This window comes from Flavobacterium caeni (assembly GCF_900101895.1).
Classification (GTDB): domain Bacteria; phylum Bacteroidota; class Bacteroidia; order Flavobacteriales; family Flavobacteriaceae; genus Flavobacterium; species Flavobacterium caeni.
Genome location: NZ_FMVF01000005.1, coordinates 174,266 through 201,178 on the forward strand (window position 1 = coordinate 174,266; position 26,913 = coordinate 201,178).

General features: G+C 47.8%; 25 protein-coding genes. 24 read left to right on the forward strand and 1 reads right to left on the reverse strand.

Annotation, left to right across the window (positions count from 1 at the left end):
• The 5 genes from BLP55_RS06365 to BLP55_RS06385 all read left to right on the forward strand — a co-directional run bounded on the left by BLP55_RS06365 (window position 1) and on the right by BLP55_RS06385 (window position 7,163).
• Window positions 1–798 carry an FkbM family methyltransferase gene (locus tag BLP55_RS06365; protein WP_091141498.1) on the forward strand — a complete coding sequence of 266 codons (798 nt, stop codon included), beginning with the start codon at window positions 1–3 and terminating at the stop codon, window positions 796–798.
• Between the two features lie 2 nt (window positions 799–800).
• On the forward strand, window positions 801–1,943 hold the full coding sequence (locus BLP55_RS06370; RefSeq protein ID WP_091141604.1) for a DegT/DnrJ/EryC1/StrS family aminotransferase: 1,143 nt from the start codon (window positions 801–803) through the stop codon (window positions 1,941–1,943).
• A 69-nt stretch (window positions 1,944–2,012) separates the two neighbouring features.
• The gene (locus tag BLP55_RS06375; RefSeq protein WP_091141499.1) at window positions 2,013–3,953 is read left to right on the forward strand and encodes a polysaccharide biosynthesis protein; all 1,941 of its coding nucleotides are present in this window, start codon (window positions 2,013–2,015) and stop codon (window positions 3,951–3,953) included.
• Between the two features lie 51 nt (window positions 3,954–4,004).
• A complete protein-coding gene (locus BLP55_RS06380) occupies window positions 4,005–4,766 on the forward strand; it encodes a polysaccharide biosynthesis/export family protein (protein ID WP_091141500.1) in 762 nt (253 codons plus the stop codon).
• Between the two features lie 15 nt (window positions 4,767–4,781).
• On the forward strand, window positions 4,782–7,163 hold the full coding sequence (locus BLP55_RS06385; RefSeq protein ID WP_091141501.1) for a GumC family protein: 2,382 nt from the start codon (window positions 4,782–4,784) through the stop codon (window positions 7,161–7,163).
• A gap of 9 nt (window positions 7,164–7,172) precedes the next feature.
• On the opposite strand, the gene BLP55_RS06390 is transcribed toward BLP55_RS06385, so the two are convergent.
• Entirely contained in the window at window positions 7,173–7,910 is a 738-nt protein-coding gene (locus tag BLP55_RS06390) for a tyrosine-protein phosphatase (protein WP_091141502.1), read from the reverse strand.
• Window positions 7,911–8,062: 152 nt separating this feature from the next.
• Here BLP55_RS06390 and BLP55_RS06395 point away from each other — a divergent pair, with 152 nt between their 5' ends.
• From BLP55_RS06395 to BLP55_RS06485, 19 genes are all read left to right on the forward strand, one after another.
• Complete coding sequence (locus tag BLP55_RS06395; protein WP_091141503.1) at window positions 8,063–9,130, forward strand: DegT/DnrJ/EryC1/StrS family aminotransferase; 1,068 nt, start codon at window positions 8,063–8,065, stop codon at window positions 9,128–9,130.
• Window position 9,131: 1 nt separating this feature from the next.
• The gene (locus tag BLP55_RS06400) at window positions 9,132–9,524 is read left to right on the forward strand and encodes a MaoC family dehydratase (protein WP_091141504.1); all 393 of its coding nucleotides are present in this window, start codon (window positions 9,132–9,134) and stop codon (window positions 9,522–9,524) included.
• A 1-nt stretch (window position 9,525) separates the two neighbouring features.
• On the forward strand, window positions 9,526–10,098 hold the full coding sequence (locus BLP55_RS06405; protein ID WP_091141505.1) for an acyltransferase: 573 nt from the start codon (window positions 9,526–9,528) through the stop codon (window positions 10,096–10,098).
• 80 nt (window positions 10,099–10,178) lie between these two features.
• Entirely contained in the window at window positions 10,179–11,042 is an 864-nt protein-coding gene (locus tag BLP55_RS06410; RefSeq protein WP_091141506.1) for an ABC transporter permease, read from the forward strand.
• Window positions 11,043–12,320 (forward strand): ABC transporter ATP-binding protein, encoded by a 1,278-nt coding sequence (locus tag BLP55_RS06415; protein ID WP_091141507.1) that lies wholly within the window; start codon window positions 11,043–11,045, stop codon window positions 12,318–12,320. It abuts the gene before it with no gap.
• 212 nt (window positions 12,321–12,532) lie between these two features.
• On the forward strand, window positions 12,533–13,567 hold the full coding sequence (locus BLP55_RS06420; protein WP_170826804.1) for a TDP-N-acetylfucosamine:lipid II N-acetylfucosaminyltransferase family protein: 1,035 nt from the start codon (window positions 12,533–12,535) through the stop codon (window positions 13,565–13,567).
• On the forward strand, window positions 13,564–14,523 hold the full coding sequence (locus BLP55_RS06425) for a glycosyltransferase family 2 protein (RefSeq protein ID WP_091141509.1): 960 nt from the start codon (window positions 13,564–13,566) through the stop codon (window positions 14,521–14,523). The genes BLP55_RS06420 and BLP55_RS06425 overlap by 4 nt, the downstream gene beginning before the upstream one ends.
• A 12-nt stretch (window positions 14,524–14,535) precedes the next feature.
• On the forward strand, window positions 14,536–15,543 hold the full coding sequence (locus BLP55_RS06430; RefSeq protein WP_091141510.1) for a glycosyltransferase family A protein: 1,008 nt from the start codon (window positions 14,536–14,538) through the stop codon (window positions 15,541–15,543).
• A 60-nt stretch (window positions 15,544–15,603) separates the two neighbouring features.
• Window positions 15,604–16,245, forward strand: a complete 642-nt coding sequence (locus BLP55_RS06435; RefSeq protein ID WP_091141605.1) for a CatB-related O-acetyltransferase — start codon at window positions 15,604–15,606, stop codon at window positions 16,243–16,245.
• Complete coding sequence (locus BLP55_RS06440; protein WP_091141511.1) at window positions 16,238–16,906, forward strand: acylneuraminate cytidylyltransferase family protein; 669 nt, start codon at window positions 16,238–16,240, stop codon at window positions 16,904–16,906. The genes BLP55_RS06435 and BLP55_RS06440 overlap by 8 nt, the downstream gene beginning before the upstream one ends.
• Window position 16,907: 1 nt before the next feature.
• The gene (locus BLP55_RS06445; protein WP_091141512.1) at window positions 16,908–17,954 is read left to right on the forward strand and encodes an N-acetylneuraminate synthase family protein; all 1,047 of its coding nucleotides are present in this window, start codon (window positions 16,908–16,910) and stop codon (window positions 17,952–17,954) included.
• Complete coding sequence (neuC, locus tag BLP55_RS06450; RefSeq protein ID WP_091141513.1) at window positions 17,951–19,111, forward strand: UDP-N-acetylglucosamine 2-epimerase; 1,161 nt, start codon at window positions 17,951–17,953, stop codon at window positions 19,109–19,111. The genes BLP55_RS06445 and neuC overlap by 4 nt, the downstream gene beginning before the upstream one ends.
• Window positions 19,111–19,809 carry an acylneuraminate cytidylyltransferase family protein gene (locus BLP55_RS06455; protein WP_091141514.1) on the forward strand — a complete coding sequence of 233 codons (699 nt, stop codon included), beginning with the start codon at window positions 19,111–19,113 and terminating at the stop codon, window positions 19,807–19,809. Before neuC ends, BLP55_RS06455 begins: the two co-directional genes overlap by 1 nt.
• Window positions 19,806–21,200 carry a hypothetical protein gene (locus BLP55_RS06460; RefSeq protein WP_091141515.1) on the forward strand — a complete coding sequence of 465 codons (1,395 nt, stop codon included), beginning with the start codon at window positions 19,806–19,808 and terminating at the stop codon, window positions 21,198–21,200. Before BLP55_RS06455 ends, BLP55_RS06460 begins: the two co-directional genes overlap by 4 nt.
• Entirely contained in the window at window positions 21,197–22,339 is a 1,143-nt protein-coding gene (locus BLP55_RS06465) for a glycosyltransferase family 4 protein (protein ID WP_244503428.1), read from the forward strand. The genes BLP55_RS06460 and BLP55_RS06465 overlap by 4 nt, the downstream gene beginning before the upstream one ends.
• 65 nt (window positions 22,340–22,404) lie before the next feature.
• The gene (locus tag BLP55_RS06470; RefSeq protein WP_091141607.1) at window positions 22,405–23,523 is read left to right on the forward strand and encodes a glycosyltransferase family 4 protein; all 1,119 of its coding nucleotides are present in this window, start codon (window positions 22,405–22,407) and stop codon (window positions 23,521–23,523) included.
• Window positions 23,520–24,593, forward strand: a complete 1,074-nt coding sequence (locus tag BLP55_RS06475; protein ID WP_091141516.1) for a glycosyltransferase family 4 protein — start codon at window positions 23,520–23,522, stop codon at window positions 24,591–24,593. Before BLP55_RS06470 ends, BLP55_RS06475 begins: the two co-directional genes overlap by 4 nt.
• A complete protein-coding gene (locus BLP55_RS06480) occupies window positions 24,572–25,942 on the forward strand; it encodes an O-antigen ligase family protein (RefSeq protein ID WP_244503429.1) in 1,371 nt (456 codons plus the stop codon). Before BLP55_RS06475 ends, BLP55_RS06480 begins: the two co-directional genes overlap by 22 nt.
• Complete coding sequence (locus BLP55_RS06485; RefSeq protein WP_091141518.1) at window positions 25,905–26,912, forward strand: glycosyltransferase family 4 protein; 1,008 nt, start codon at window positions 25,905–25,907, stop codon at window positions 26,910–26,912. Before BLP55_RS06480 ends, BLP55_RS06485 begins: the two co-directional genes overlap by 38 nt.
• Window position 26,913: the final 1 nt, after the last annotated feature.

A 26,913-nucleotide genomic window follows, 5' to 3' on the forward strand; every position in this document is an offset into this window, starting at 1 on the left:
ATGGGATTACTAAGGAAAGTGGTACTTAAGATCGTTAAGGCGACGGCGTTCGATACCACCATCAAGCACCATTACACCGGTAGGAAGTTCTCGCTCAACACGTACAATCACAAAGGTTATTGGTACCATGGCGCCAACCGTGAGGCCAATACGATCAAGATTTTCCAGTCTTGGGTCAAGCCGGGCGATTACGTGCTCGAAGTGGGCGGGCACATTGGTTATTTCTCGACTTTGTATGCCGATTTGGTGGGTAAACAAGGAAAGGTCGACGTATTCGAGCCCAGCGAGAAAAATGCCAAATACCTCGAAAGAAACATCAGGCTTTTGGGCGATCTGGGCAGCATTGTTTCGGTGGTCAAAAAAGGCGCGGGCGATGTCAACCAGCAGCTTACGTTTTACATCGACCCGATCTCGGGCCAAAACAACTCGTTTGTTCCTGAGTTCGAAGGTTTTATGACCAGTCGAGAGCAATCGGCCGAAACAGATGCACAGACGATTTCCGAAACCGTCGATGTGGTCACGCTCGACAGTTATCTGGACGGAGCGATGCGCTTTCCCAATTTTGTCAAGATCGATGTCGAAGGGTTTGAGTGGAACGTCGTACAAGGGTTCAAACAAACAATCGAAAAGACCAAACCTTCGCTCATGATAGAGATCCAGGCCGATGCCGACAAGATTTTCGATTTTTTCTACACACAAGGCTACGCCATCTACAACGACAGGCTCGAGGAAATTGGTATATTTGCCGACTACAAAGCCAAAAAAACCCCAAATATTTTCTTCAAACCCAAAGCATGATCATGAGCAACAGTAAAATCTGGCTTTCCTCGCCACACATGGGCGGCAATGAACAACAATTTGTACAAGAGGCGTTTGACACCAATTGGGTCGCGCCATTGGGGCCAAACGTGGCGGGTTTTGAAGAAGACCTCGAGCAATTCCTTGGCGAAAGCGTGCACATTGCGGCACTAAGTTCGGGTACGGCGGCCATCCATTTGGGGCTGATCCTGTTGGGCGTGACGGCTGGCGATGAGGTGATTTGCCAGAGTTTTACGTTTTCGGCTTCGGCCAACCCGATTTTGTACCAAGGCGCGACGCCTGTTTTTGTCGATAGCGAGCCCGACACGTGGAACATTTGCCCTAAAGCCTTGGAAGAAGCCATTACAAGCCGCATCGCCAAAGGCAAAAAACCCAAGGTAATCATTGGCGTGCATTTGTACGGCATGCCGTTTAAGGTAGATGAAATCACGGCGGTTGCTGAAAAATACGGTATTCCTTTGCTCGAAGACAGTGCCGAGGCCCTTGGCAGTACTTATCAAGGCAAGCCTTGTGGCACCTTTGGTGCGCTGGCCGCGCTGTCGTTCAACGGCAACAAAATCATCACCACCTCGGGCGGCGGGGCGTTGGTGGCCCACACCAAGCAAGAAAAGGAAAAGGCCGTGTTCTTGGCCACGCAAGCCAGGGACAATGCACCGCATTACCAACATTCGTCCATCGGCTATAATTACCGACTCAGCAACATTTGTGCGGGCATCGGACGTGGGCAAATGGAGGTCTTGGACAACCACATTGCGTTGCGGCGCGGCATGCACGATTTTTACGTCGATTTGTTCAAGGATGTCGAAGGGGTGACTGTTTTTAATGAGCCCACGGCCGATTACCATTCGAACCATTGGCTCAGCGCCATTACCGTCGACCCTTTGCAAACAGGCGGCAAAACACGCGAGCATTTGCGTTTGGCGCTCGAAGCCGGCAACATCGAAAGCCGTCCGTTGTGGAAGCCGATGCATTTGCAGCCGATATTCGAAAAATATCCTTACTATGGTGGCAATGTCAGCGCGCAGTTGTTCGAAGATGGGCTTTGCTTGCCCTCGGGTTCGAACCTGACCGATGCCGAACGCCAACGTATTGCGACCGTAATTGAAACCTTCTTTGAAAAATAACGCGCAAAAAATGTTATAAAAATCTTAAAAATTACTTAGATTTGATAACAGTTGCGAGCCGGGAAAAAAATGATAAACTATATTTTTGACTTCATCACGAAAAAGTTGTTTAAGGAAAGATTCCACAACCTGGGCTATTTGCCGCGGTGGATTATTTTCCTGATCGACGTTTTTATCGTATTCGTAGCCGTATTGATTTCGAAACTGATCGTCTACAGTTTGAGCGTTAAGTTTTCGGGGCCTTTGAGTCTGGAGGCGCGCGTCTCGATCATTGTGGCGGTGAACGCGGTTTGTTTTTTCATATACCGCACCTATGCCGGTATCATCAGGCATTCGACCTTTATCGATGGGGTCAAGTTGCTCGTTTCGACCACTACGGCCTACTTGGTAATGCTCGTGCTCAACTATTCGTCGATTTTTGTTTTCGAACACCAGGTGTTCCTGACCACGGGGCTGTTCCTGAGTTACGTGGTTTCTTTCCTGTTGTTGTTTTTGTTCCGCATCATGGTCAAGTTTTTCTTTGAGCAGTACATGCATTTCGAAGACAAGAAAAAGCTCGTCAACGCCGTCATTTTTGGTGCCGATGCCAATGCGATTTCGGTGGCCAATGCGCTTCGCACCGAAACTCCCGGACGTTTTCGCGTGGTAGGGTTTGTCGACAAGTTCAACCCGACACGTACCGGCAAAAGCATCCTGAACCTGCCCATCCTGAACTACAGCAAAAAGATACAGGTGATTTTGCGTTCTATGAAAGCCGACGCGCTCATCATTGCCGAGAAAAGCCTCACCAAAGAAGAAACGGTTTCGCTTGTAGAGGAATGTCTCGAATACAACTACAAGGTTTTTACCGTGCCGCTCATCAGCGATTGGGAAGACCAGCAACAGATTTCGACCAAACTCAAGAATTTTGACATCGAAGATTTGCTCGGGCGCAAACCGATTGTGCTCGATACGTTTTCGATTTCGTCGCAACTCAAAGACAAAACCATTTTGATTACGGGGGCTGCGGGTTCGATTGGCAGCGAGATCGTGAGACAGGTCATCCGTTTCCAGCCGTTGCATATTTTGCTGTTGGACCAGGCCGAAACGCCTTTGCACATGCTGGGGCTGGAAATCAACGACATCGACAACATACAAGTAACTTCGATCCTGGCCGACATACGCGACAAGGCCGCCATCGAACGGGTGTTTGATCAATACAAGCCCGACGTTGTGTACCACGCGGCCGCCTACAAACATGTGCCGCTCATGGAAGAGAATCCGTCGCAAGCGATTTCGACCAATGTGGTGGGTACCAAGAACCTGGCCGATTTGGCGGTCAAATACCATGTGGAGCGCTTTGTGATGGTCTCGACCGACAAGGCCGTGAACCCGAGCAGCGTGATGGGCGCCAGCAAGCGTATTGCCGAAAAGTACATCCAGGCGTTGCACGAGAAGCGCGCCAAACAAAAAAAGCACGTCACCAAATTCATCACTACGCGTTTCGGGAATGTGCTGGGGTCTAACGGCTCGATTGTTCCGCTGTTTACCAAGCAAATCGAAGAAGGCGGTCCGATAACGATCACCCACCCCGAAATCATCCGCTATTTCATGACGATTCCCGAGGCCTGTCAGCTGGTGCTCGAAGCGGGCGCCATGGGCAAAGGCGGCGAGATTTTTATCTTTGACATGGGCGAGCCCGTCAAGATCATCGACTTGGCCAAAAAAATGATCCGACTGGCAGGATTCACGCCCGACAAGGAAATCGAGATCAAGATCATCGGGCTCAGACCGGGCGAAAAACTGTTCGAAGAATTGCTCAACGACACGTCCAAGACATTGCCGACGTACAACGAACAAATCATGATTGCCGAAGACGTGTGCGATGACTTTGAGTCGGCCAACCTTACATTGATGGACCTGATCTCGTCGTTCTCGGCGATAAGCAACGAGGAAATTGTCGCCAAGATGAAAAAAATAGTTCCCGAGTTCAAGAGCATGAATTCGATTTTCCAAACGCTTGACAAGTGATTGCTTGGCCCGAAACCTAAAAACACTATCTTTGCAACCTAAAATCCGAGTATGAGATCCGTCGTGAACAAAAGCCTGCTGTTATTGCTTTTTTCTATGTTGCTTTTTTCCTGTGCGTCGAGAAAGAGAATCGTGTACATGCAGGATATCGAAAAGGCGAAAAGTTATGATGAAGCGGCCCAATTTGAGCCCACGTTGCAGCCCGACGACCTTCTCAGTATTGTGGTGAGCACCGAAAGCGAAGAAATCGCGGCCCCGTTTAACTTGCCCGACATCCAAAGTAGTGATTCGGACTACCGCGGGCTAAAGACGTACCTGCTCGACAACTCCGGATACATCGATTTTCCGATCATCGGCAAGATCAAGTTGGGCGGACTCACACGTACCGAGGCCAACATCAAACTCGTAGCCGCCATTTCAGAATACGTCAAAAACCCTATCGTGAATTTGCGTATCGTCAATTACAAGGTGTCGGTGCTTGGCGAAGTGGCGCGGTCCGGGTCTTACAATGTAGTAGGCGAACGGATCAGTTTGCTCGAGGCGTTAAGCATGGCGGGCGATCTTACCATTTATGGACGCCGTGACAATTTGCTCATCGTCAGGGAAAAGGAAGGCAAGAAAACATACAATAGGGTAGACATCACCAACCCCGATTTTCTTAACTCGCCATTTTACTACCTTTCCCAAAACGACGTGGTGTATGTAGAACCAAATAAAACCAGGGTGAACGCGTCGGTCATTGGCCCCGACGTGTACGTTTGGTTCTCTTCTTTGTCGCTGCTGGTCACGATCATCGTTGTCTTGACCCGATAATCTAAAAAATACTGAATGGAACCTACTTCCCCTTTAAGCAAAGAATCTGTATCGGACGAAAGCCTCAACCTGCGCGAACAAATAGACAAATACCTCGTGCAATGGAAGTGGTTTTTGGTGAGCGTGTTGGTTTGTTTGGTGCTGGCGGGAATCTATTTGCGCTACACCATTCCTTTGTATAGGGCCTCTACGATTGTGCTGGTCAAAGATGAACGAAAGGGCGGTGTGCAATCGGAATTGTCGGCGTTCGAAGACATGGGACTCGTCAAAGGCGTCAAAAGCAATGTCGACAACGAACTCGAAGTCATTAAGTCGTATACCGTTATCGAGAACGCGATCAAGCGGCTCAACCTCAATGTCACTTATTTTACCGAAGGACGCGTCAAGGCCGTAGAAGTATACAAAGACAAGCCGGTGGTTTGCGAATTCTTCCCTACCAGCGAACTGTATTACAAAAAACGGGCTTCCTATGTGCTCAAATCGGTTTCGCCCGACCAGTTCGAGTTGTTTGACGCGACCGAAAAAAGCCTTGGGAAGTATGGTTACGACAAAGTAGTTCAGCTCAAATATTGCAAGATGATCGTGCGCAAGGCGTTTGCAAAAAAACAGGCCGACCAATCGTTTGAGATCAACATCCGTTTTAACAAGCTTAAGGATGTGGCCTACAGGTACAAGGGCGCGTTGCAGATAGCGGCCATGGGTAAAAATACCAGCGTGGTGGAACTCGCGCTCGTCGATCCGGTCAAGGAAAAAGCCATCGATTTGCTCAACACCATCGTCCAGATTTACAACGAAGACGCCATCGCCGACAAGAATTTCATTTCGCAAAATACCGAGAAATTCATCGAAGAGCGACTCAAGCTGATCTCTGACGAATTGGGCGATGTAGAAAAGCAAGGGGCCAGTTACAAACAATCCAACCGGGTGACCGATATTGTTTCTGAAGGTGAATTGTATCTGCAAAACTCGGCCTTTTTCGAAAAGGCGCTCGTCGAGGTAGAAACCCAAATCAGGATTGTGTTGTCTTTGATCGACTACATGCAGAACATCAACAAAGGCGATCTGGTACCGGTGAACATCATGCCTACCGAGGGCAACACGGGCAGTCTCATCAACGAACACAATACCTTGGTGCTCGAAAGGAGCCGTTTGATCAAAACCGGAACGCTCAAAAACCCATCGGTGGTTAACCTCGACAAACGCATCGAGGAGATGAAGGAAAACATCAAGACCAGTTTGAATACCGCGTTGTCGACGCTCAACATCAAGAAATCCGATTTACAACGCCAGAACAACCTCAATACGGGCAAGATTTCGCAAATTCCACGTCAGGAAAGGGAATTCAGGATCATCGGAAGACAGCAGCAAATCAAGGAAGCGCTGTATTTGTATTTGATGCAAAAACGCGAAGAAATTGCGATTTCGCTGGCCGTTACGCCAGCCAACACCAAGGTAATCGATGTGGCCATGGCGGCCGAATCGCCGGTTTCGCCCAACAGGAACATCATATTTTTGGCGGCGCTTGCGCTTGGGTTGCTGATCCCGATTCTGGTGATTTACATACGCGATATGCTCGATACCAAAATCAAGTCGCGACACGATGTAGACAGCAAGGTAACGATTCCGTTTTTGGGCGATATCCCAAGTTCAGTGACCAGCGACGAAATCATCAACACCAACAGCCGTTCGAGTTCGGCCGAGGCGATCAGGATTGTGCGCACCAACCTCGAGTTCATGCTGGGCGGCGTGACCGAAGGACGTGCCAAGACGGTCTTTGTCACCTCTACGCTACCCAAGGAAGGAAAAACGTTTTTTGCGGTGAACCTCGCGACAACCATCGCGCTTTCGGATAAAAAGGTGTTGCTTATCGGGCTCGATGTGAGAAATCCGAAGATCGACAAATACATCAAGCTTCCGCCCAAAGGACTCACCAACTACCTCTCGCAAAAAGAGAAGAGTATCCACGATTACATCATCAAGGAGCCAAACTACGAGAACTTGTATGTTTTGCCTTCGGGTGTGGTTCCGCCCAATCCGGTGGAATTGCTGATGAACAAGAAAGTAGATGTGCTTTTTGATCAGCTCAAGGGCGAATTTGACTACATCATTGTCGATACGGCGCCGGTAAGCGTAGTCACCGACACGCTTTTGATCGCCAAAAACGCCGATGCCTTTATCTATGTGATGCGTGCCAATTATTTGGACAAGCGTCTTTTGAAGGTGGCCGAAACGCTTTACCGCGAAAACAAATTGCCGAATATGGCCATCGTACTCAACGACACGATTTGGAAGAAGAGTTCGGCTTATGGCTATGGTTACGGCTATGGCTACGGTTACGGCTATGGCGTAGAGGAGGAAAAAGAGCACTGGCTGCGCAAATTCGTCAAAAAGAAATAAGCAGAGGTACTACCACCAAAAAAGTTTGTTGTGCTCCAGCGCTTCGGCCAATGGTTTTGGGTCGGAGAGCGTTACCCTTTTTGAAAAACCTGCGACATGGTTTTTGTGGTGCACGTCGGATCCAGCAAAGTCGATCATGCCCCTGCTGAGCAATTTTTTGGCGACGTCGGCCACCTCCGGGCCATAATAACCCACGGTAGACAGCAAGTTAATCTGGAACACACAGCCTGCGTTTTTCAGTTTTTCGTATTCCGAAAAGTTGGCGTGGTAAAACAAGTAACGCTCCGGATGGGCCAAAATAGGTTTGTAGCCCGCTACTTGTAAATCAAACAGGATGTTGTAAAGCTGGATGGGCGGATTGAGATACGACATCTCGACCAGCACATAGTTGTCCTTGACGGTCAACAATGGATGCTCCCTGAAATGTTGTACAAAACTACCATCCATCAGGTATTCTGCCGCCGCACGAATCGGAATATCGATGCCGTTTCGCAACAACGATTGCTGTGTTTGTGCAAGGTTGTCTAGAATTTTCTGCTCTGAGTTTTCCCATACATTCTTCATAATGTGAGGTGTGACGATAAAACGTTCGACTCCCATTTCGCGCAGCGCGGCAATAAGATGCCGTGTGTCGTCGATTGTTTTCGCGCCATCATCTATGCCCGGCAACAAATGCGAATGAAAGTCCAGATGCCCATGGGGAATCAGGTCTTTGAGGTAGGGTTTTTTGTTGAAAAAATGTAGCAAGACATTAGATTAGTCACTGCAAAAGTACACATTATGCGGTGTCGATGCAATTGGTTTGGCCTTTCTGCGTAGAATAAAGGAACAATACCAGCATATCTTTTTTTTACACATGGGTTAATTGCTATATTTGTCCTTGAGCTTTCAAAACTATTATGATAAATGTTACCCAAACGTTTCTGCCGCCGCTGGCAGAATATGAAGCACAGGTGGCTCGCGCCTGGAAAAACCAATGGTTGACCAATCGCGGTGAATTGGTACTCGAACTAGAGGACAAGCTCAAATCGTATCTTGGCGTCAACCAAATGGTCATCACCAACAACGGCACGATTCCATTGCAGATTGCCGTTAAACTGTTTGGGCGCGGGGGCGAAGTCATCACCACGCCGTTTTCGTATGTGGCCACCACGGCAGCTATTGTGTGGGAGCATTGTACCCCGGTTTTTGTAGACATCGATCCCAACTACCTGACCATCGACGAAACCAAGCTCGAAGCGGCCATCACAAATAAAACCACGGCCATCCTGGCGACCCATGTTTTCGGAAACCCTTGCGCGGTTGAGGCCATTGAACACGTTGCCAAGAAACATGGATTGATGGTGATCTACGACGCCGCGCATTGTTTTGGCGTAAAATACAAAGGCCAATCCATTTTTAATTTTGGCGATATCAGCACGTGTAGTTTTCATGCCACCAAGTTGTTTCATACAGCCGAAGGAGGTGCGTTCTTTTGCAAAGATCCGAACGTCGCCCATCAAATGTTTTACAGCCACAACTTTGGCCACAACGGACCACTCGATTTTCACGGGCTCGGCATCAACGGAAAAATTTCTGAACTGCAAGCGGCCATGGGACTTAGCGTGTTGCCTTATATGTCCGAAGTTTTATCCGCGCGAAAAGCGGTGGTTGCATTCTATGAGCAAAACCTCGATTTCGGGAAAGTACGGACCATCAAGATTCGCGAAAATACCGATTGGAACTATAGTTATTACCCGATCATTTTTGAAAGCGAAACTGCGCTGCGGGCCGTCCAACAAAGGCTCAATGAAAAAGGGATTTTTCCGCGCAGGTATTTTTATCCGTCGCTCAACACCGTGGCCTATGCCAAAGGAACAGAAATGCCGATTTCGGAACAGGTTGCCGCTTGTGTGTTGTGTTTGCCGCTGTATGTAGGGCTGGAAAACCAGACACTACAACAAATTTGTAACCTCATTAATTCTTGACATGGGCATAGAAGTAGGACAACAAGTCAAGGTGAGTCGTATATTCGATGCGGCAACCGTTCGCGCGTATGCAGAGCTGACCGGCGATTTCAATCCGGTTCATTTTGATGCCGGCTATGCGGCGGATACGATTTTCGGCAAACCCATCGTGCACGGCCCGCTTGTGCTCACACTCATCACAACTTTGTTCGCCAACGAATTACCAGGGCCGGGCAGTGTGTATCTGAGCCACGACGTAAAATACCAACTTCCTGTTTTTTACGACGACGAAATCACGGCCATACTCACTGTAACGGCCATCAACGAAAAGCAGCATGTATTCATCGAGACCTTGGCCATCAACCAAAATGGGCAAACCGTAATCAGCGGGATGGCGAGGCTAAAAAAATATTGATATGGGTTATTTGAGCAGGGAAATCCTAGAGAAAATGGGCTTCGCCGAATTGGGCGCCAACGTGCAGATTTCAGACAAGGCTTCGGTCTATAATCCCGGTAAGATCAAGTTAGGGTCGCACGTGCGCATTGACGATTTTTGTATCATCTCGGCGGGAGAGGGCGGGATTGAGTTTGGCAATTACGTACACATCGCGTGTTATGTTTCCCTGATAGGGGCCGAATTGATTCGCGTGGGCGACTACGTCGGAATCAGTTCGAAAAGCGCCGTGTATTCCAGTAGCGATGATTACTCGGGGAATTTTCTGGTTGGCCCGACGATTCCCGACCAATTCAAGAACGTAGACAACCGTCCGGTTATTTTCGAAACCTATTCATTGATTGGGGCCGGAACCGTTGTTCTTCCTGGGGTTACCGTGGCCGAGGGAACAGCAGTAGGCGCATTGTCGTTGGTGACCAAAAACCTAGATGCTTGGGGTATTTATATTGGCTCACCGATCAAGTTCATCAAGCCGCGCAGCAAGGCCATGATGGATTTTGTTCCCGATTTACTGGCGCAGGAAAATCGCCGTTGATCAAATTTTATTAAACCAAAACCCAGTTAATTGCTATATTTGCTGGCGTGAAAGAGCAGCCAACTGGAAAATCCTCAGAGATGGATAACGAACAGCGCGATCAGTGGGACCTTGTCATCAAAGGACACCGATCGCTTTTTGAGATAAACCTTCGTGACCTTTGGCGTTACCGCGATTTACTATTGATGTTTGTCAAGCGCGATTTTGTCAGCTTTTACAAACAGACCATCTTAGGGCCGTTGTGGTTTTTTATCCAGCCCATTTTTACGACGCTCGTCTTTACATTCGTTTTTGGGAATTTGGCGCAAATGGGCACCGACGGACTACCGCACATTCTTTTTTACTTGTCGGGCATCACTGCTTGGAATTATTTTGCCGAGTGTCTTACCAAAACCAGCACCGTTTTTAAAGACAATACCAATATTTTCGGCAAAGTGTATTTCCCGAGGTTGATCATGCCGTTGAGCATCGTAGTGAGCAATTTGGTGCGGTTCGGTGTGCAGTTCTTGCTTTTGGTGGCGATGATGGTTTATTTTGGAATCAACGGCGCTAATTTTGAAGTCACTTCGGCCGTATTGTTCCTCCCCGTGATTTTGCTGACGATGGCATTGCTCGGCCTTGGAATAGGGTTGATCATCACCGCGATGACCACCAAATACAAAGACCTTACTTTTCTGGTTACCTTTGGGGTACAACTGCTCATGTATGGGACAACCGTGATTTATCCGCTGAGCGAGGCCAAGACTAAATTCAAGGATTATGCTTGGCTCATCGAACTCAATCCAATGACGGGCATTATCGAGGCTTTCCGGTTTTGTTTGCTCGGCAGGGGCGAATTTACCCTTTCAAGCTTCGGCTATTCGGTGCTGGTGACCGTGGTGATCCTCGCACTTGGAACCGTAATTTTCAATAAAACCGAAAAGAACTTCGTAGATACGATATAGATGAGTAAATCTGTCATCAAAGTAGAGCATCTCTCCAAAGCCTATCAAATAGGACAAATAGGAACAGGGACCCTTTCACGCGATCTGGAACGCCTTTGGGTGACCAAGGTGCGGGGCAAAGAAGATCCGTTTCTACGTATAGGCGAGGTCAACGACCGTAGCGTAAAAGGCGAAAGTGATATCGTATGGTCGTTACGCGATGTGAACTTTGAAATCGAACAGGGCGATGCCGTTGGCATCATAGGGAAGAATGGCGCGGGTAAAAGTACTTTGCTCAAATTGCTCTCTCGTGTGACGGCGCCCACCTCTGGCCAAATCAAAATCAAAGGCAGGATTGCGAGTCTTTTGGAAGTGGGGACTGGTTTCCATCCAGAGCTTTCAGGACGTGAAAATATCTATCTCAATGGCGCCATCCTTGGCATGCGAAAAAAGGAAATCACGCGAAAGCTGGACGAAATTATTGCGTTTTCGGGCGTAGAACGTTACATCGATACCCCCGTCAAGCGGTATTCAAGCGGTATGTATGTGCGTTTGGCTTTTGCTGTCGCGGCGCACCTCGAAAGCGAGGTTCTGATTTTTGATGAAGTGCTGGCCGTAGGCGACGCCGAATTCCAAAGAAAATGTCTTGGCAAGATGGGCGACATCAGCAAAGGCGAAGGCCGGACAGTATTGTTTGTGAGCCACAACATGGCGGCAGTAAAGAGCCTGTGCAACAAAGGCATAGTGCTCGAAAACGGATCGGTAAAATTCAACGGAGGTGCCGAACAAGCCGTTGCCTATTATTTGGGCGGAGGAGGCGCTCAAACGATGAACAAGGTCGTTTTTGATAAAAAATTCCAGACACCTGTTTTTTCTTTACACGAAATGAGTGTGCGAAATTTAGAAAAGACCGTCAATGAACCGATAGCCGAAGACCTGCCGATAGAACTTTCTACTGAGATAACGTTTCACGAATCCGACGCCGACAGGTACCATTTGACGTTTCATTTGTACAACGAGTTGGGCGAACCATTGTTTTCATTTCACCACACCGAGGAATCGGCCAAGATACAGTCCGGGCGAAACCAAATCGTTTGTCGTTTTCCGGCTCATTTTTTCCAATCCGGAAATTTCAACCTCGCGCTTTTTGTTGTTCGTGACAAACGAAAGTCTATTTTTTCGGAACGCGACATTCTGACCTTTACCGTTGTCGACGGGCAGCGGGAGATGGGTGTCTTTATGGGACGAGAGCCGGGCTATATCAAACCTCGTTTCGAATGGCAGATCAACGGGAAATAAGTAGCGGCCAAGCCCTGTCAATAGATTTCAGGATTGTGCACATTTTCGATGACGACAAATTCATCGACATCGCCATCGCCCGCTTCGAATCGGTATACCCTGGAGGCTCGGACTATTATGTGCTGCAATCGCAACCCGGGCCGTTTAAACATGTGCGTTCTACGTTTGCAAAACCGCTCCTGTTCGATCCAACTTCAACACATTCCGATTTTTTGGAAGTATTGCATGATAGTCAGATAAAAGCTGTTTTTTTTCATGCGCTCAATACCCAAAAGCAACACCTGGTGCTTTCGACGCCTGATCATATGGTGAAGGTTTGGTTTTCGTGGGGTTTCGACCTTTACAATAATTGGTTTTTGTTCAACAGGAAATTGTATGGCAAATCTACGAAACGGTATTTGCTGAAAGGACGGGAATGGTCTGCGCGAATACAAAGACTGATGGTCAACGAGTGGACATTTGCTCTTTACAAAGCCATCGATTTGCCAAAAAAATGGGTTCCCCGGAAAATCGAAGCATTGCTGCAACATTATTTTTTTGGACGTTTTTATCAAGCAACGCAAGCCGTCGATGTATTTGTTCCGGTCGTTCCGAACGAATACCAGTTGTTTCAGCAAATAGGTGCGCCGGCCCGGTATGCGCCATTCACCTACGGCACGCTTGAATATTTCCTGCAAAACAAAATCGAAGACCATGTACTATCGGCGCAAAACATTTTGGTAGGCAATTCTGCCGACCCAAGCAACAACCATGTCGAAGTTTTTGAACAATTGGCGCGCATGGATCTTTCCGGGAGAAAGGTTTTTGTGCCCTTGAGTTACGGTGGGTCGGCCAATTATCGGGCATTTGTCATAGAGAAGGGCGTTGAATTACTCGGAGACCACTTCATTCCGCTGAGCGATTTTCTTAAAATGGAACAGTACAATGCGATTTTGGACAGCTGCAATGTGGCCATTTTCAACCATGTACGACAACAAGCGGTGGGTAATATCATAGTTATGGGGGCATGGGGCGCAAAAATTTTTATCAACCCCAAAAGTACAGTGTACGAATTTTTTCAGGAACTTGGTCTTACTGTTTTTTCGACAGAAAGGTTGTCGGCTACAGGGCTTGACAGTATCGAAGAGGAAACCTGGCGTAGTAACCGTCGTATTCTTTTTGAAGTGTATGGTGAGGCTGCCGTTGATCGAAAAACGACTCGATTGCTCGAAATTGTCACCGAGGAAGTCATTAAAAAACAACAATGAAAGAACCTTTAGTGTCCATCATCATTCCCACTTTCAACAGGGCTGGCTTGTTGGGCGAAACGCTCGATTCCATTATCGCCCAAACCTATACCCATTGGGAGTGTATCGTGGTCGACGATACTTCAACCGACGATACGGCGCAGGTCATGCGGCGCTACGTTGCGCAAGATGTCCGGATACACTATTACGATCGTCCAGAAAGCAAACCCAAAGGCGCCAATGCTTGCCGCAATTTTGGTTTTGAGAAAAGTACTGGTGCGTTTGTGATTTGGTTCGACAGCGACGACTTGATGTTACCCGGTAAAATAGAAAAACAATTGAACGTCTTGCTGCAAAATGAAGCAATGGCATTTTCTGTCGCCCGATTCAAGAATATGCAGGCCGATGGCATGACCGAAGAGCCCGCATTTGATGCCAACCTGCGACACGATTTGAACCAATGCAACTATGTTTCAGGCCGCGTTTTTTGGGGAACGATTGATTTTTTGGGTAAACGCGGGTTATTTGACAATCGGTTTTTTAATGAGTCGCTGCGGTCTGGGCAGGAATTCCATTTTTTCTCGGCCGTATTGACGGGAAATCCCCAAGGCCTATTCTTAAACGAATCGCTATCGTTGCGCCGCATCCATGAGGCATCGATCCAACAAGGGCAAAAAGCCGATCCTTTACGCAGGTTGCAAAACAAGTTTGCGGTTTATTGGTCAACACTCAACGACCACCGCGCTTTGCTTGAAACCGAAGCACGTATTTTCTTGATGCGTCAATCGGCCATTTATTACCACAAATTATTGTTCGAGGGTGTCACTTTTGTGCCGTTATCGGTTTTTTTGAACGGCCTGCGTCCCGATTTGGGTAAATTCAAAACAGTTGTGATATATTTGTTGATGCAAGCCACGCGCACCACCCGAAAAGGAGATCTTTTGGGTTCTGCGGTAATCAAGAAAATCATTGGCTGACAAATAGTTGACATGCGGATAGGATTCAACCCACATAAAGATGTCGGAATCAAACCGTCGGCCTACCAGCATCAGGTGGTAATTCCGGTGTATATTCCAAACCAGGAAGGTTATTTCAAAGACAGCTTTGTGATTTTTCAAAGATGCATACGTTCCTTGCTGGCTACGGTTCACGATCAAACTTTTGTCACGATCGTCAACAACGGTAGCGACAAGTTTGTACGCGAGTATCTCGATGCGCTTTTGGCCGAAGGACGCATCCACGAAGTCATCCATACCGAAAACATAGGAAAAGCCAATGCCATCATCAAGGGGCTTTCGGGCAACGGTATCCCATTGCTGACCATTTCAGATGCCGACGTTTTGTTTTGTTCGGGATGGCAAAAGGCCACCTACGACATTTTCCAGTCGTTTCCCAAGGCGGGCGTCGTGGGGGTGGTGCCGCAATTCAAGGTGCTCAATTACCGCTGTGAAAACTTGATTGCAGCGCATTTTTTTGACAGCCGATTGCGTTTTGTTCGCGTAAAGGATCCCGCCTCGATCCAACATTTTCATCAGAGCATCGGGTGGAAGCCCATCGATGCCGAATTGCTCGAAAGAAGCCTCGCCATACAGGCCGCCGATGGTACCGATGCGCTTGTGGGAACCGGTCATTTCATGGCAACGTACCGCAAAGCTATTTTTGATGAAATACAAACCTATCAGCGGTATCTTCTTGGCGGAAACACAGAAGGCTATCTGGACGGTTTGGCGGTCAAGAAAGATCTTTGGCGGCTGACCACCACCGAGAATTACGCCTTTCACATGGGCAATATAGACGAGCCTTGGATGGAAGAAATCCGTTGGGCCCAAAAACCGCAGGTGCCTTCTTTGCAACTTGCGCCGGTTCGAAACGCAAATGTCGTATGGCTTTTCTTTGTCAATAAGATATTCAAACGACTGTTGGCGAATACCTATTTTAAACGCAAGGTTTTTTACCGTTTCAAAAAATTGCCCGCGCATCTGGCGACAAAGTACTAGGGTTATTGGTTTTCTGACTGATTTCGCTTACTTTTGATTTTCAAAAAAAACCACCAGTCAATGTCGGGATTCCGAAGGTTTACCAAGAAAGTCTTATACTACTTCCTGAATGCTGTCGAACAACGCAATGGGGCTAGTGTCAGCGGTTTTTCTCGGGGGCTTCAAAACGTTCGGTTCGGCGGTGAGAACAAACTGGCGGACCGATGCAACTTTTCGGGAAAAATCGAGATAGGGTACCGCACCACCCTTGGGTATAACAATTTTCTTTCGGGCGACATCACTATAGGCAAGTATTGTCAGATTGGCGGCGATGTTGCGATACATACCACCAACCACCCGATCAGTCATTTGTCTACCTATATTAACCGCAGCCTTTTTGACGGTGAGTTGCTCGAACTGAAAGAGGTCAAGAAAGTCAATATCGGGCACGACGTTTGGATAGGACACAATGTAATAATTACGGGCAATGTGACCGTCGGAAACGGCGCCATTCTGGCCGCAGGGTCGGTTGTTACCAAAGATGTGCCACCGTATTCGATTGTAGGTGGCGTACCGGCGAAAATTATCCGCAAGCGTTTTTCCGATGCCATCATCGACGAAATCGAAGCGCTGCAATGGTGGGATCTTTCCGACGGCGAATTACAAAAAATCAAACCACTTTTTTTTAAGGATTATAAAACCGCCTCGACCATCTATGGATAAGGCCATTGCCATAATCCCTGCGCGCGGCGGCTCAAAAAGACTTCCGGGCAAGAACGTCAAACCCCTCGATGGTTCACCGCTGATCGCACATTCAATTCAATACGCAAAAGCCAACCCGTCGTTGATTTCAGAAATCTACGTATCTACCGACTACCGACAAATAGCCGAAACAGCCATAAGGCACGGGGCCAAAGTAATTCCGCGCCCGGAGGCGCTGTCGGGCGATCACGAACCCACCGTTACCGTACTCGGGCATGTGCTCGACACCATCCAAACCCAAGCAACGGATGTGGCGCTGCTACAGCCGAGCAATCCGTTGCGTCCAAAAAAACTGTTCGAGGAGGCCTTCGTTTGTTGCCATGAGTGTGGCAAAGACAGCCTGTTCACGGTGGGCCGAAACCACGATAAATTAGGTGAAATAGAAGGCGACATGGTCGTGCAGTTCAATTACGAGCCGGGGCAGCGCAGCCAGGATTTGGCCCCATTGTATTTTGAAGACGGATTGTCGTATATTAGCCGTTCGCGGCGAATTCTCGACGGGATGATCATGGGTAGCGATGCAATTCCGTTTGTAGTCGAACATCCGTTTGGTCGTGTCGATATAGACACCGCCGACGACTTCGCGTATGCAGCGTTCCTTTTAAAGATATTTACAGAATAATATGAGTGCTTTTAATTCTATTGCAGGTCGAAAAGTAGAGCTTGAAGATACACCTTTTGTCATTGCCGAAATAGGCCAGGCCCACGAAGGAAGCTTGGGAACAGCCCACGCCTACATTGACGCGCTCGCTTCGACGGGCGTAAACGCGGTCAAATTTCAAATGCACATTGCCGACGCCGAGAGCAGCATTCATGAGCCGTTTCGTGTCAAGTTTTCGCTTGAAGATCAGACCCGAATGGACTATTGGCGCCGAATGGGTTTTACCCTAGATCAATGGAAAGGCCTCAAAGAACACTGCGATGCGGTAGGTCTGGAGTTCCTTTGTTCTCCATTCAGTAACTTGAGCGTAGATTGGCTTGAGGAAATTGGGGTCGGGCGATACAAGATAGGATCGGGAGAGGTCAATAATTTTCTTATTCTCGAAAGAATTGCCCGAACCCAAAAGCCGGTCTTGCTGTCTTCAGGAATGAGCAGTTATGCCGAACTCGACGCCACCGTTTCATTCCTACGCGAGCGAAATGTAAGGTTTTCCATTCTGCAATGTACTACTGCTTATCCTACAATGCCGGAACAATACGGGTTGAACATGATTGGCGCATTGTGCGAACGATATGGTGTGCCGGTTGGCTATTCGGATCATTCGGCAAAAATAGAGACTTGTATAGCGGCAACGGCACTGGGGGCATCGGTACTCGAATTTCACGTGGCGTTCGACCGACGCCAGTTTGGCCCCGATTCCATGTCATCTTTAACGCTGACCGAGACAAGTCAATTGGTCGATGCCGTGCGTAGGATAGGAAAGGCGATGCAGCATCCTATTGACAAGACGAACAATGACGCGTTTACCGAGCTCAAGCAAATATTTGAGAAATCTTTGGCCATCAATAAAGATTTGGCTCTGGGCCATATCCTGACGTTTGAGGATCTCGAAGCGAAAAAGCCCAAGGGGTACGGCATCGCGGCATCAAAATTCAAAGAAGTTATTGGCAAAACGCTTAAATTTGACAAAAAAAAGTGGGATTTTCTTAATCCCGAAGATTTGATATGACCGAATCTAGAAATATCTGCGTGGTAATTACCGCTAGGCCATCCTACAGCAGGGTAAAAACGGTTTTGGAGGCGATTCGTGACCATAGCCAATTACAGTTGCAGCTTGTTGTGGCTGCATCTGCGTTGTTGGACCGATACGGTTCTGCCGTAAATTACATCGAGAAAGATGGGTTCGACATCGCGGCAAAGGTCTTCAATGTACTCGAGGGCGAAAATCTCACTGCCGCTGCCAAAACTACCGGTATTGGTATTTTGGAGTTGTCGACCGTGTTTGACAACCTTAAGCCAGATATAGTGGTCACCGTGGCAGATCGGTTCGAAACCATGGCAACGGCCATTTCGGCGGCCTATATGAACATTCCGTTGGCGCACATTCAAGGCGGAGAAGTGACTGGGAATATCGACGAAAAAGTACGGCATTCAATCACCAAATTGGCCGACTACCATTTTGTGGCCTCCGAAAATGCGCGTTCGCGTGTCATTGCGTTGGGCGAAGAACCCGATTCGGTTTTCAATACAGGCTGTCCGTCGATTGACTTGGCCAAAAGAGTGACCAACGGGAATGCGATCGAGTTCGATCCTTACGAAAAATACGGAGGGGTTGGTGCCAAGCCCGACTTGTCACAAGGGTACTTGGTTGTTATGCAGCATCCGGTAACTACCGAGTACAGGCATTCGCGATTGCACATCGAGGAAACCCTTGAGGCGATTAAAATGCTCGACATGCCGACACTTTGGTTTTGGCCCAACGTCGATGCGGGCGCAGACGGTACTTCGGCTGGTATACGAGCGTTTCGCGAAAAGCATCTCATGCCGAATGTTCACTTTTTCAAGAACATGGAAAGCGACGATTTTTTGATATTGCTTGATCACGCCATCGGATTGATTGGGAATTCGAGCGTGGGAATACGTGAATGTGCTTTTATGGGAGTTCCCGTCATTAACATAGGATCCCGACAAAACAAACGTGATCGAGGCCATAATGTTATTGATGTTGATTACAGCCGAGAAGCTATCGTCAAAGCAGTACAAACGGTTTTTAGCCAAGGTAAATCACCTGTGTCTGATGTGTATGGCGGAGGCAATGCAGGAAGCGATATCGCCGATTTGCTCAAAAAGCTTCCCTTGAAATTTCACAAAACGATTACTTATTGATGAAGATATTAGGCATCATTCCGGCACGCGGCGGCTCTAAAGGTATTCCGGACAAGAACATAAAGATGCTCGGAGGCAAACCCTTGTTGCACTATACCGCCGAAGTGGCATTGCAATCTTCCATGCTTGATCGTTTAATCCTGTCTTCGGATAGTCTTGATATCATTGCCGTTGCTAAACAGATGGGGCTTGACGCGCCGTTCATCAGACCGGCAGAATTGGCTACCGATACAGCGCCCACATTAGGAGTGGTGCAACACGCGCTTGATTTTTATGCGCTTCAAGGCGAAAGGTTTGATGCAATTTGCCTGTTGCAGGCGACAAGTCCTTTCAGAACCACAGCTTTTCTCGACGAGGCCATTGCGAAGTTTTGTGCAACGGGTGCCGATTCGTTGGTTTCGGTTCGCGAAGTCCCTCATGAATTTAATCCGCACTGGGTTTTCGAAGTAGGAGACAACCAAAATTTGCGGTTGGCGACAGGCGAAAGCCAGATCATTACAAGAAGGCAGGAGTTGCCCAAGGCCTATTATCGGGACGGCAGCATATACTTGACAAAGTCCGATGTGATACGAGCGGGCTCCCTTTTTGGCAACAAGATTGGCTACATCGAGTCGAAGACTTTCCATGTCAACATCGATACACAGGCCGACTGGGACAAGGCCCAACAATGGCTGGACAACGGAGATTTTATGTCATGAAAAAGAAAGTTTTTGCCCTTTTACCCGACGGTGTCGGTGTCAGAAATTATTTATATTCTGAGGTTTTTAAGACCAATGAGTTTGAGCTTACCTTGATGCATACTTTCGATTCAAAGACGCTCGAGGTCATTGGTGAGGAGGTTAAGTTTCAATCGGCGATCAAGCTTCCAAACTACAAAGAGTCTGTTGCCGAGAAATTTCTTCGTGAGCTGATTTGTCTTTCACGCTTGCACCATAATGCGCGACATTTAGACAATCCGACCATATTGTCGACCTGGAGAAAGAATCACAGCAAACCAGCCCTGAAAGTGTTTTATCGCGCCGTCGAATTCGGGGCCCGTTGGATAAAGCGCTATGACGCTATACTAAATTTGGAGAGGCGGTACCAGAAAGCTTTGCGAAAAAACGTTTTTTACCGTCAAACACGTGATATACTCGAACGATCAAGGCCCGCGATGCTTTTGTGCTTACACCAGCGCGGACTTCAAATGCCCACTGTTTTCGCTGCCGCGCGCGATCTTGGTATTCCCACGGCTACCGTTATTTTTTCGTGGGACAATTTGCCCAAGGCCCGCATGGCGTTATGGGCCGACAAGTATTTCGTTTGGTCGGAACACATGAAACGCGAAATGGCTTTGTTTTATCCCGAAATTCCACAGGAAAAGGTTTTCGTTACCGGAACCCCCCAATTTGAGTTTTATGCCGATCCGAGCCGACTAATCGACAAGAAAAAGTTTTTCGAAAAGTACGCACTCGATCCAAACAAAAAAATCATCTGTTTTTCGGGCGACGATGTGTTGACTTCGCCAGACGATCCGAAATACCTGCAAGATATCGCCCAAGCCATCGTCGATCATGGGTTGGCTTCGCAATGGCAGATTTTGCTCCGCCGGTGCCCAGTTGATTTTTCGGGCCGGTTTGACAAGGTGGTGTCTGCCTATGATGGGTTGATAAAAGTAGCGGAGCCCCTCTGGTATTCTGCTCAGGGCGGATGGACCAGCACTTTTGCCAAAATGGAGGATGTGGATTTGCTGGTCAGTACAGCATATTATTCAGATGTTGTCGTGAATGTTGGGTCGACCATGGCTTTTGATTTTGCGATGTTCAAAAAACCTGCGGTGTTCATCAATTACGACCAAGCGGATAAACATAATCCAAACTGGTCTGTCGAAACCATTTATCGGTTTCAGCACTTTAGAAGCATGCCCGATAAGACGGCAGTTTTTTGGCTTAATGGGGCCAATGAAATTGTCGATACGATGGCACTTGCGCTGACATCGGGCGAAAATAAGAGTATGGAAGCATGGAAGGCAAAAGTTATCGGTGATTTCGAAGTAGCGTCAAAGAATATTAAAGCATTGTTGAACGATACTATCTTTGGGCTGTCATGATGCACATTTGTTTTGTAACCGACGAGTATCCGAAAGAAGGTTTCCCGCACGGCGGCATCGGCAGTTTCGTCAAAACGATCGCTAAGGAACTTGTCCAAAGAGGGGTTCGCGTGAGCGTTGTTGGCATCAATTATACACAAAACCGTGAATATGAGTCCGCCGACGATATTCATGTCTTCCGATTGCCCAGACGACACCTTAAAGGCTTTGCTTGGTGGGCCAATGCCCGAACCATCAACAAAACTATTGCAGAAATTCATCGTCAAAACCCTATTACGGTTGTCGAGACGGCCGAACTTGGACTGGCATTTCTTAATAAAATCAAAGGAGTCAAATACGTCATTCGCACACACGGGGGACATCATTTTTTCAGCGAAGCAGAAAACCGGGGCATTGATCCTTGGAAAGGTTTTCAAGAGAAGCGTTCGTTCGCTAAGGCCGATGCATTCATTACCGTTTCGGAATATGTAAAAACACATACCGCCAAGTATCTGAGTTATAAAGGTAAGCCGGTAGAAACAATCAATTATCCAGTGAATATAGATTTGTTTCGTCCGATTTCGAAAGCAGCCGTGGATAAAAGTATTGTTTTTGCGGGAACGGTATGTGAGAAAAAGGGGGTGCGGCAACTCGTCCAAGCTTTTGAACATGTTAAGGAGGCGTTTCCGGCGGCGACGTTGCATATTTATGGAAGGGACTGGTTTTTCCCCGACGGAAGTTCGTATGTTAAAATGCTTCAAGACCGTGAATTGCCTGCACTGGGACCTGCCGCTGCTAGTATTTTTTTTCACGGTCCGATAAGCCATTTACACCTTCCGGAAAAGTATGCCGAGGCCCATGTATGCGCATTTCCCTCGCATATGGAAACCCAAGGACTGGTGGTACCCGAGGCGATGCTGATGAAAAAAGCCGTTGTTTTTTCGGCGCTGGGCCCGGGTCCCGAAACCATTGTCGATGGTCAAACCGGGTTGCTTTGCAATCCACACAGTCCTGAAGACATCGCTCAGAAAATTCAGTGGGTTTTCGACAATCCAGACGAAGTGGATGCCATGGCTGAGCGTGCGCGCACTTCGGCCTTGACCAAATACAGTCCAGATCGTATTGTTGGACTCAATCTGGCGTTTTACAAATCGCTCTAAAGTAGCTGCGGCTATTGGCGCGGTTGAAGATTTATGGATATCTTTACGCCCTTAAAAAGAAAAGTTTGAAGTTCGCCATCATCACCCATGTCGTTCACCAATTAAAGGACGGGAATTTCTTTGCTTACGGCCCCTACGTACGCGAGATGGATTTGTGGAACCAGTATGCAAGCCAAGTGCTGATTGCTGCGCCCCTATCGGTTCAACGGGAGAACCCGATCAACTTGTCTTATGCACACCGGAATGTTGACTTTACAAAAGTTCCGTTATTCGACTTGTTGACGGTCAAGGGTTGTGCGAGAAGTTTGTTTTTGTTGCCGTTGATTTTCTGGAAAGTGTTCCGCGTGATGCAAAAAGCCGATCACATCCACCTGCGTTGTCCAGGGAATGTAGGTTTAGTGGGTTGTGTCGTTCAAATGCTTTTCCCGGGAAAAACCAAGACCGCAAAATATGCGGGCAATTGGGATCCGAAGTCGAAACAGCCTTGGAGCTACAGGTTGCAGTGCTGGCTTTTGTCGAACACCTTCCTAACACGCAACATGCAGGTTTTGGTATACGGCGATTGGCCCAACAGTACCGCCAATATCAAGCCTTTTTTTACAGCCAGTTACCGCGAAGCAGACAAGGTTTCGACACCGCCACGTCGTTTTGAAAACGGCGTACGCTTTGTGTTCGTTGGGACGTTGAGTCCAGGCAAACGCCCGCTGTATGCCATTTCTTTGGTCGAAAATTTAAAAAGGATGGGGCACAATGTAACCTTGGATGTATATGGTGAGGGCGTCGAAAGAGATACCTTGGCGCAATATATTGCAAAAAACAACCTCGAATCTTTCGTAAAGCTACAGGGGAACCAGTCGGCGATAGCAGTTAAAGACGCGTACCAGTCTGCTCACTTTTTATTGTTGCCTTCCCGTAGCGAAGGATGGCCAAAGGTGGTGGCCGAAGCGATGTTTTGGGGCTGTCTTCCGATTTCTACGCCGGTTTCCTGCGTGCCGTTTATGCTCGACGGCGGAAACCGAGGATTGATTTTGGACATGACCTTGGAGCACGATGCGTTGGCCGTTGAATCGTTGTTGCAAAACCAGGGCTCCTATGACGCTAAAGTAGCGGCTGCCATGACATGGTCGCGCGAATACACGCTGGATAAATTTGAAGAAAGCATTCAAAAATTGCTCGAGGGATGAGGATTGTGCAGCTCATAGATTCCTTATCGGCGGGCGGTGCCGAACGCATGGCGGTAAACTATGCCAATGCGCTTGCGTCGGAAATTGCGTTTTCCGGTCTTGTCGCAACGCGCCGCGAAGGCGTGCTTAAAACCGACATTGCACCCGATGTGAACTACTTTTTTCTGGGCAAACGCCGTAGCATCGATTTCAAATCAATGCGACGTTTCCGATCGTATTGCCGCCAACATCAGGTGGGATTGATCCATGCCCATGGGAGTTCTTTTTTTACCGCAATCCTGCTCAAAATGATGCTGCCAAGGGTTGGTGTTGTTTGGCATGATCACAACGGCGACAGGGACAATCAGTCCAAATGGCAAAATAAAATTTTGTGGCTGTGTTCGCATTTTTTCGATGGAATAATTGTGGTAAACCAACGGTTGCTCGAATGGAGCCGCATAAATTTACCAGTGCGAAAGATCGTTTATTTACCCAATTTTACCGTGACCGACACGACGCCGGGAACCACCTTGCTACATGGAACGACCGGTAAGAGGATTGTGTATTTGGCCAATTTAAGGCATCCCAAGAACCACGAAATGCTTTTGGAGGTGGCCTTACAGATAAAGCAAACGCATCCCACATGGTCTTTTCACTTGGTAGGTGCAGATAAAAACGATGGATACGCCAAACAGTTAAAAGCATACATACAAGCGCATGATTTGCAGGAAACCGTCTATCTTTATGGCCTCAGGACCGATACGGGCCATATCATCGGTCAGGCAGAAATAGCGGTAATCGCGTCGTCTTATGAAGGTTTGCCCGTTTCGTTGCTCGAATATGGGTTGTATGCCAAGGCGGTAGTGGTCACCAGTGTCGGCGAAATACCGAACGTCGTTCACGATCAAAAAAACGGGCTAATGGTTCCATCCGGCAATACGACTGCGTTTCTTGATGGTTTGGTGCGATTGATCGATAACCCAATTTTGAGACAAACTTATGGTGCCGCGCTGAAACATACCATCGATGCAGAATACGCCGAGGAAGTGGTGCTGTCGCAATACCTTCAATGGATGAAGCAAATATGTTAGCAGAAAAAGACATAAAATATTTATACTGGATCGCGGCGCATGTTGTTTTGGGCGGATTGATCTATTTGTTGCCTATTGTCGCAAAAATATACGGGGTACTGATTTTCCTTTTTGGCATCATTTACGTTTTTAAGACGCGAAACAAAAACCATGAAGCTTTGTTTGTCAGCGCCTATGCCGTTGGTAGCGAAGTATTGCTGCGGATGACAGATGGGAATCCCGTGTACGAGTTTTCAAAATACGCCGTCATCCTGTTTCTTTTAATGGCGATGTATTTCAAAGGGTTTTCCCGAAACGCCGTCGCCTACTGGGTTTTTTTGGTGTTGCTGGTCCCTGGGGTATTGATTTCTACCCAGGTCATCGATTTCGACGAGAGTTTGCGAAAATCAATTTCTTTTAACATCTCCGGCCCGGTTTGTTTGGGTATTTCTGCATTGTACATGTATAACCGCAAGATTTCTTTCGAAGCCATCAACGATTTGTTGGCGCTAATGGCAATGCCCATCATAACTACTGCCGTCTACTTGATTTTTTATACACCGAACATCAGGGATGTTGTTACCGGAACATCCTCTAATTTTGAGACTTCTGGTGGATTTGGTCCCAATCAGGTATCTACTATGCTAGGAATGGGCATATTCATCCTTTTTGTACGCCTTGTACTTTTTTCGAAATCGAAGTTGGTTTTGGCGGTCAATTTGGTGGTATTCCTGGGGGTCACTTACCGCGGATTGGTTACGTTTTCGCGTGGCGGCATTATGACTGCCATAATTATGATTTTGGTGTTTTTGGTTGTCGTCTACATTAAACTCAACAACCGAGGGAGGATTAAATTGAACATTTTGATCGTAATTTTTCTAATGATTCTTGGTGGGTTGTGGAGTTATTCCAGTGTCGAGACCGGAGGGATGATCGAAAAGCGGTATGCCAATCAAGATGCTTCGGGTAGGGTAAAGGAAAGTCAATTGTCGGGAAGGGAAGATATCATGAAATCTGACTTGGTTATGTTTGCTCAGAATCCCTTTTTCGGTGTAGGTGTGGCAAAAAGCGCTCGAATTCGTGGCGACATGTTTGGCATGGGGAAGTTATCGCACAACGAACTAACGCGCATGCTTGCCGAGCATGGCGCCATGGGGATTATGTCGATGTTGATCCTGATTGTGACACCGTTGGTTTTGTACATAGATAACCGGTCGAATCTTTTTGTGTTTTGTTTTTTGGTGTTTTGGGCGCTCACCATAAGCCATGCAGCGATGCGACTGGCTGCGCCTGCTTTTATCTATGCGTTATCCATTTTGAAAGTTTACCGAGATGAAGAGAATCCTTTACATAGGCAACAAACTGACTAACCATGGATACACGGCGACGAACATCGAGACCCTCGGGCCGCTGTTGGCCAACGAAGGAATTGCTGTACGGTACGCGTCTTCGGTAAAAAGCAAACCTTTGCGGCTGCTCGATATGATCGTCAAGACGCTGCGCCATGGGTTTTGGTCACACTACATTTTGATCGATACCTACAGCACCAGTAATTTTTGGTATGCTTTTGCGGTCAGTCAGCTGGCGAGAATGATGCGCCGCAAGTATATCCCCATTCTCCATGGCGGAGAATTGCCACGCCGCTTAGAGAGAAATCCAAAGTTGTGTCGGGCTATCTTTGGGCATGCGCACATAAACGTCGCGCCTTCGCGGTATCTCGAAACGGCTTTTTCGGCAGCAGGATTCAACGTCGTACACATCCCGAACACCATCGAAACCAAGAACTATACGTTTCAAAAACGCAGGCAAGTTGCGCCCAGTTTATTTTGGGTCCGATCGTTTTCACCCATCTATAACCCCGAAATGGCACTCGCTGTTTTTGCTAAATTGCGCACCACTTATCCCGAGGCTGCATTGTGTATGGTAGGCCCGGACAAAGAAGGTCATTTAGAAAAGGTCAAGCGATCTGCTAAAAATCAAGGGCTTCCGGTGCAGTTTACCGGCCGGCTTTCGAAGTCCGAATGGACCAAATTATCGGCGTCTTTCGATGTCTTCATCAACACCACCCACTTCGACAACATGCCGGTCAGTGTCATAGAAGCAATGGCGCTCGGGATGCCCATTGTTTCGACCAATGTGGGCGGCATACCGTTTTTGCTGGAACACGAACAAACGGCGCTTTTGGTGGGCGATGCCGATACAGATGCGATGGTTAATGCCATCAAACGCCTGCTATCGGAACCGGATTTGGTTGCGCGGCTCACACAAAACGCTGCCGTCGTTGCTTCGGGATTCGATTTCGAGCAGGTTAAACACCAGTGGGCAGAAGTGTTAATTTAAT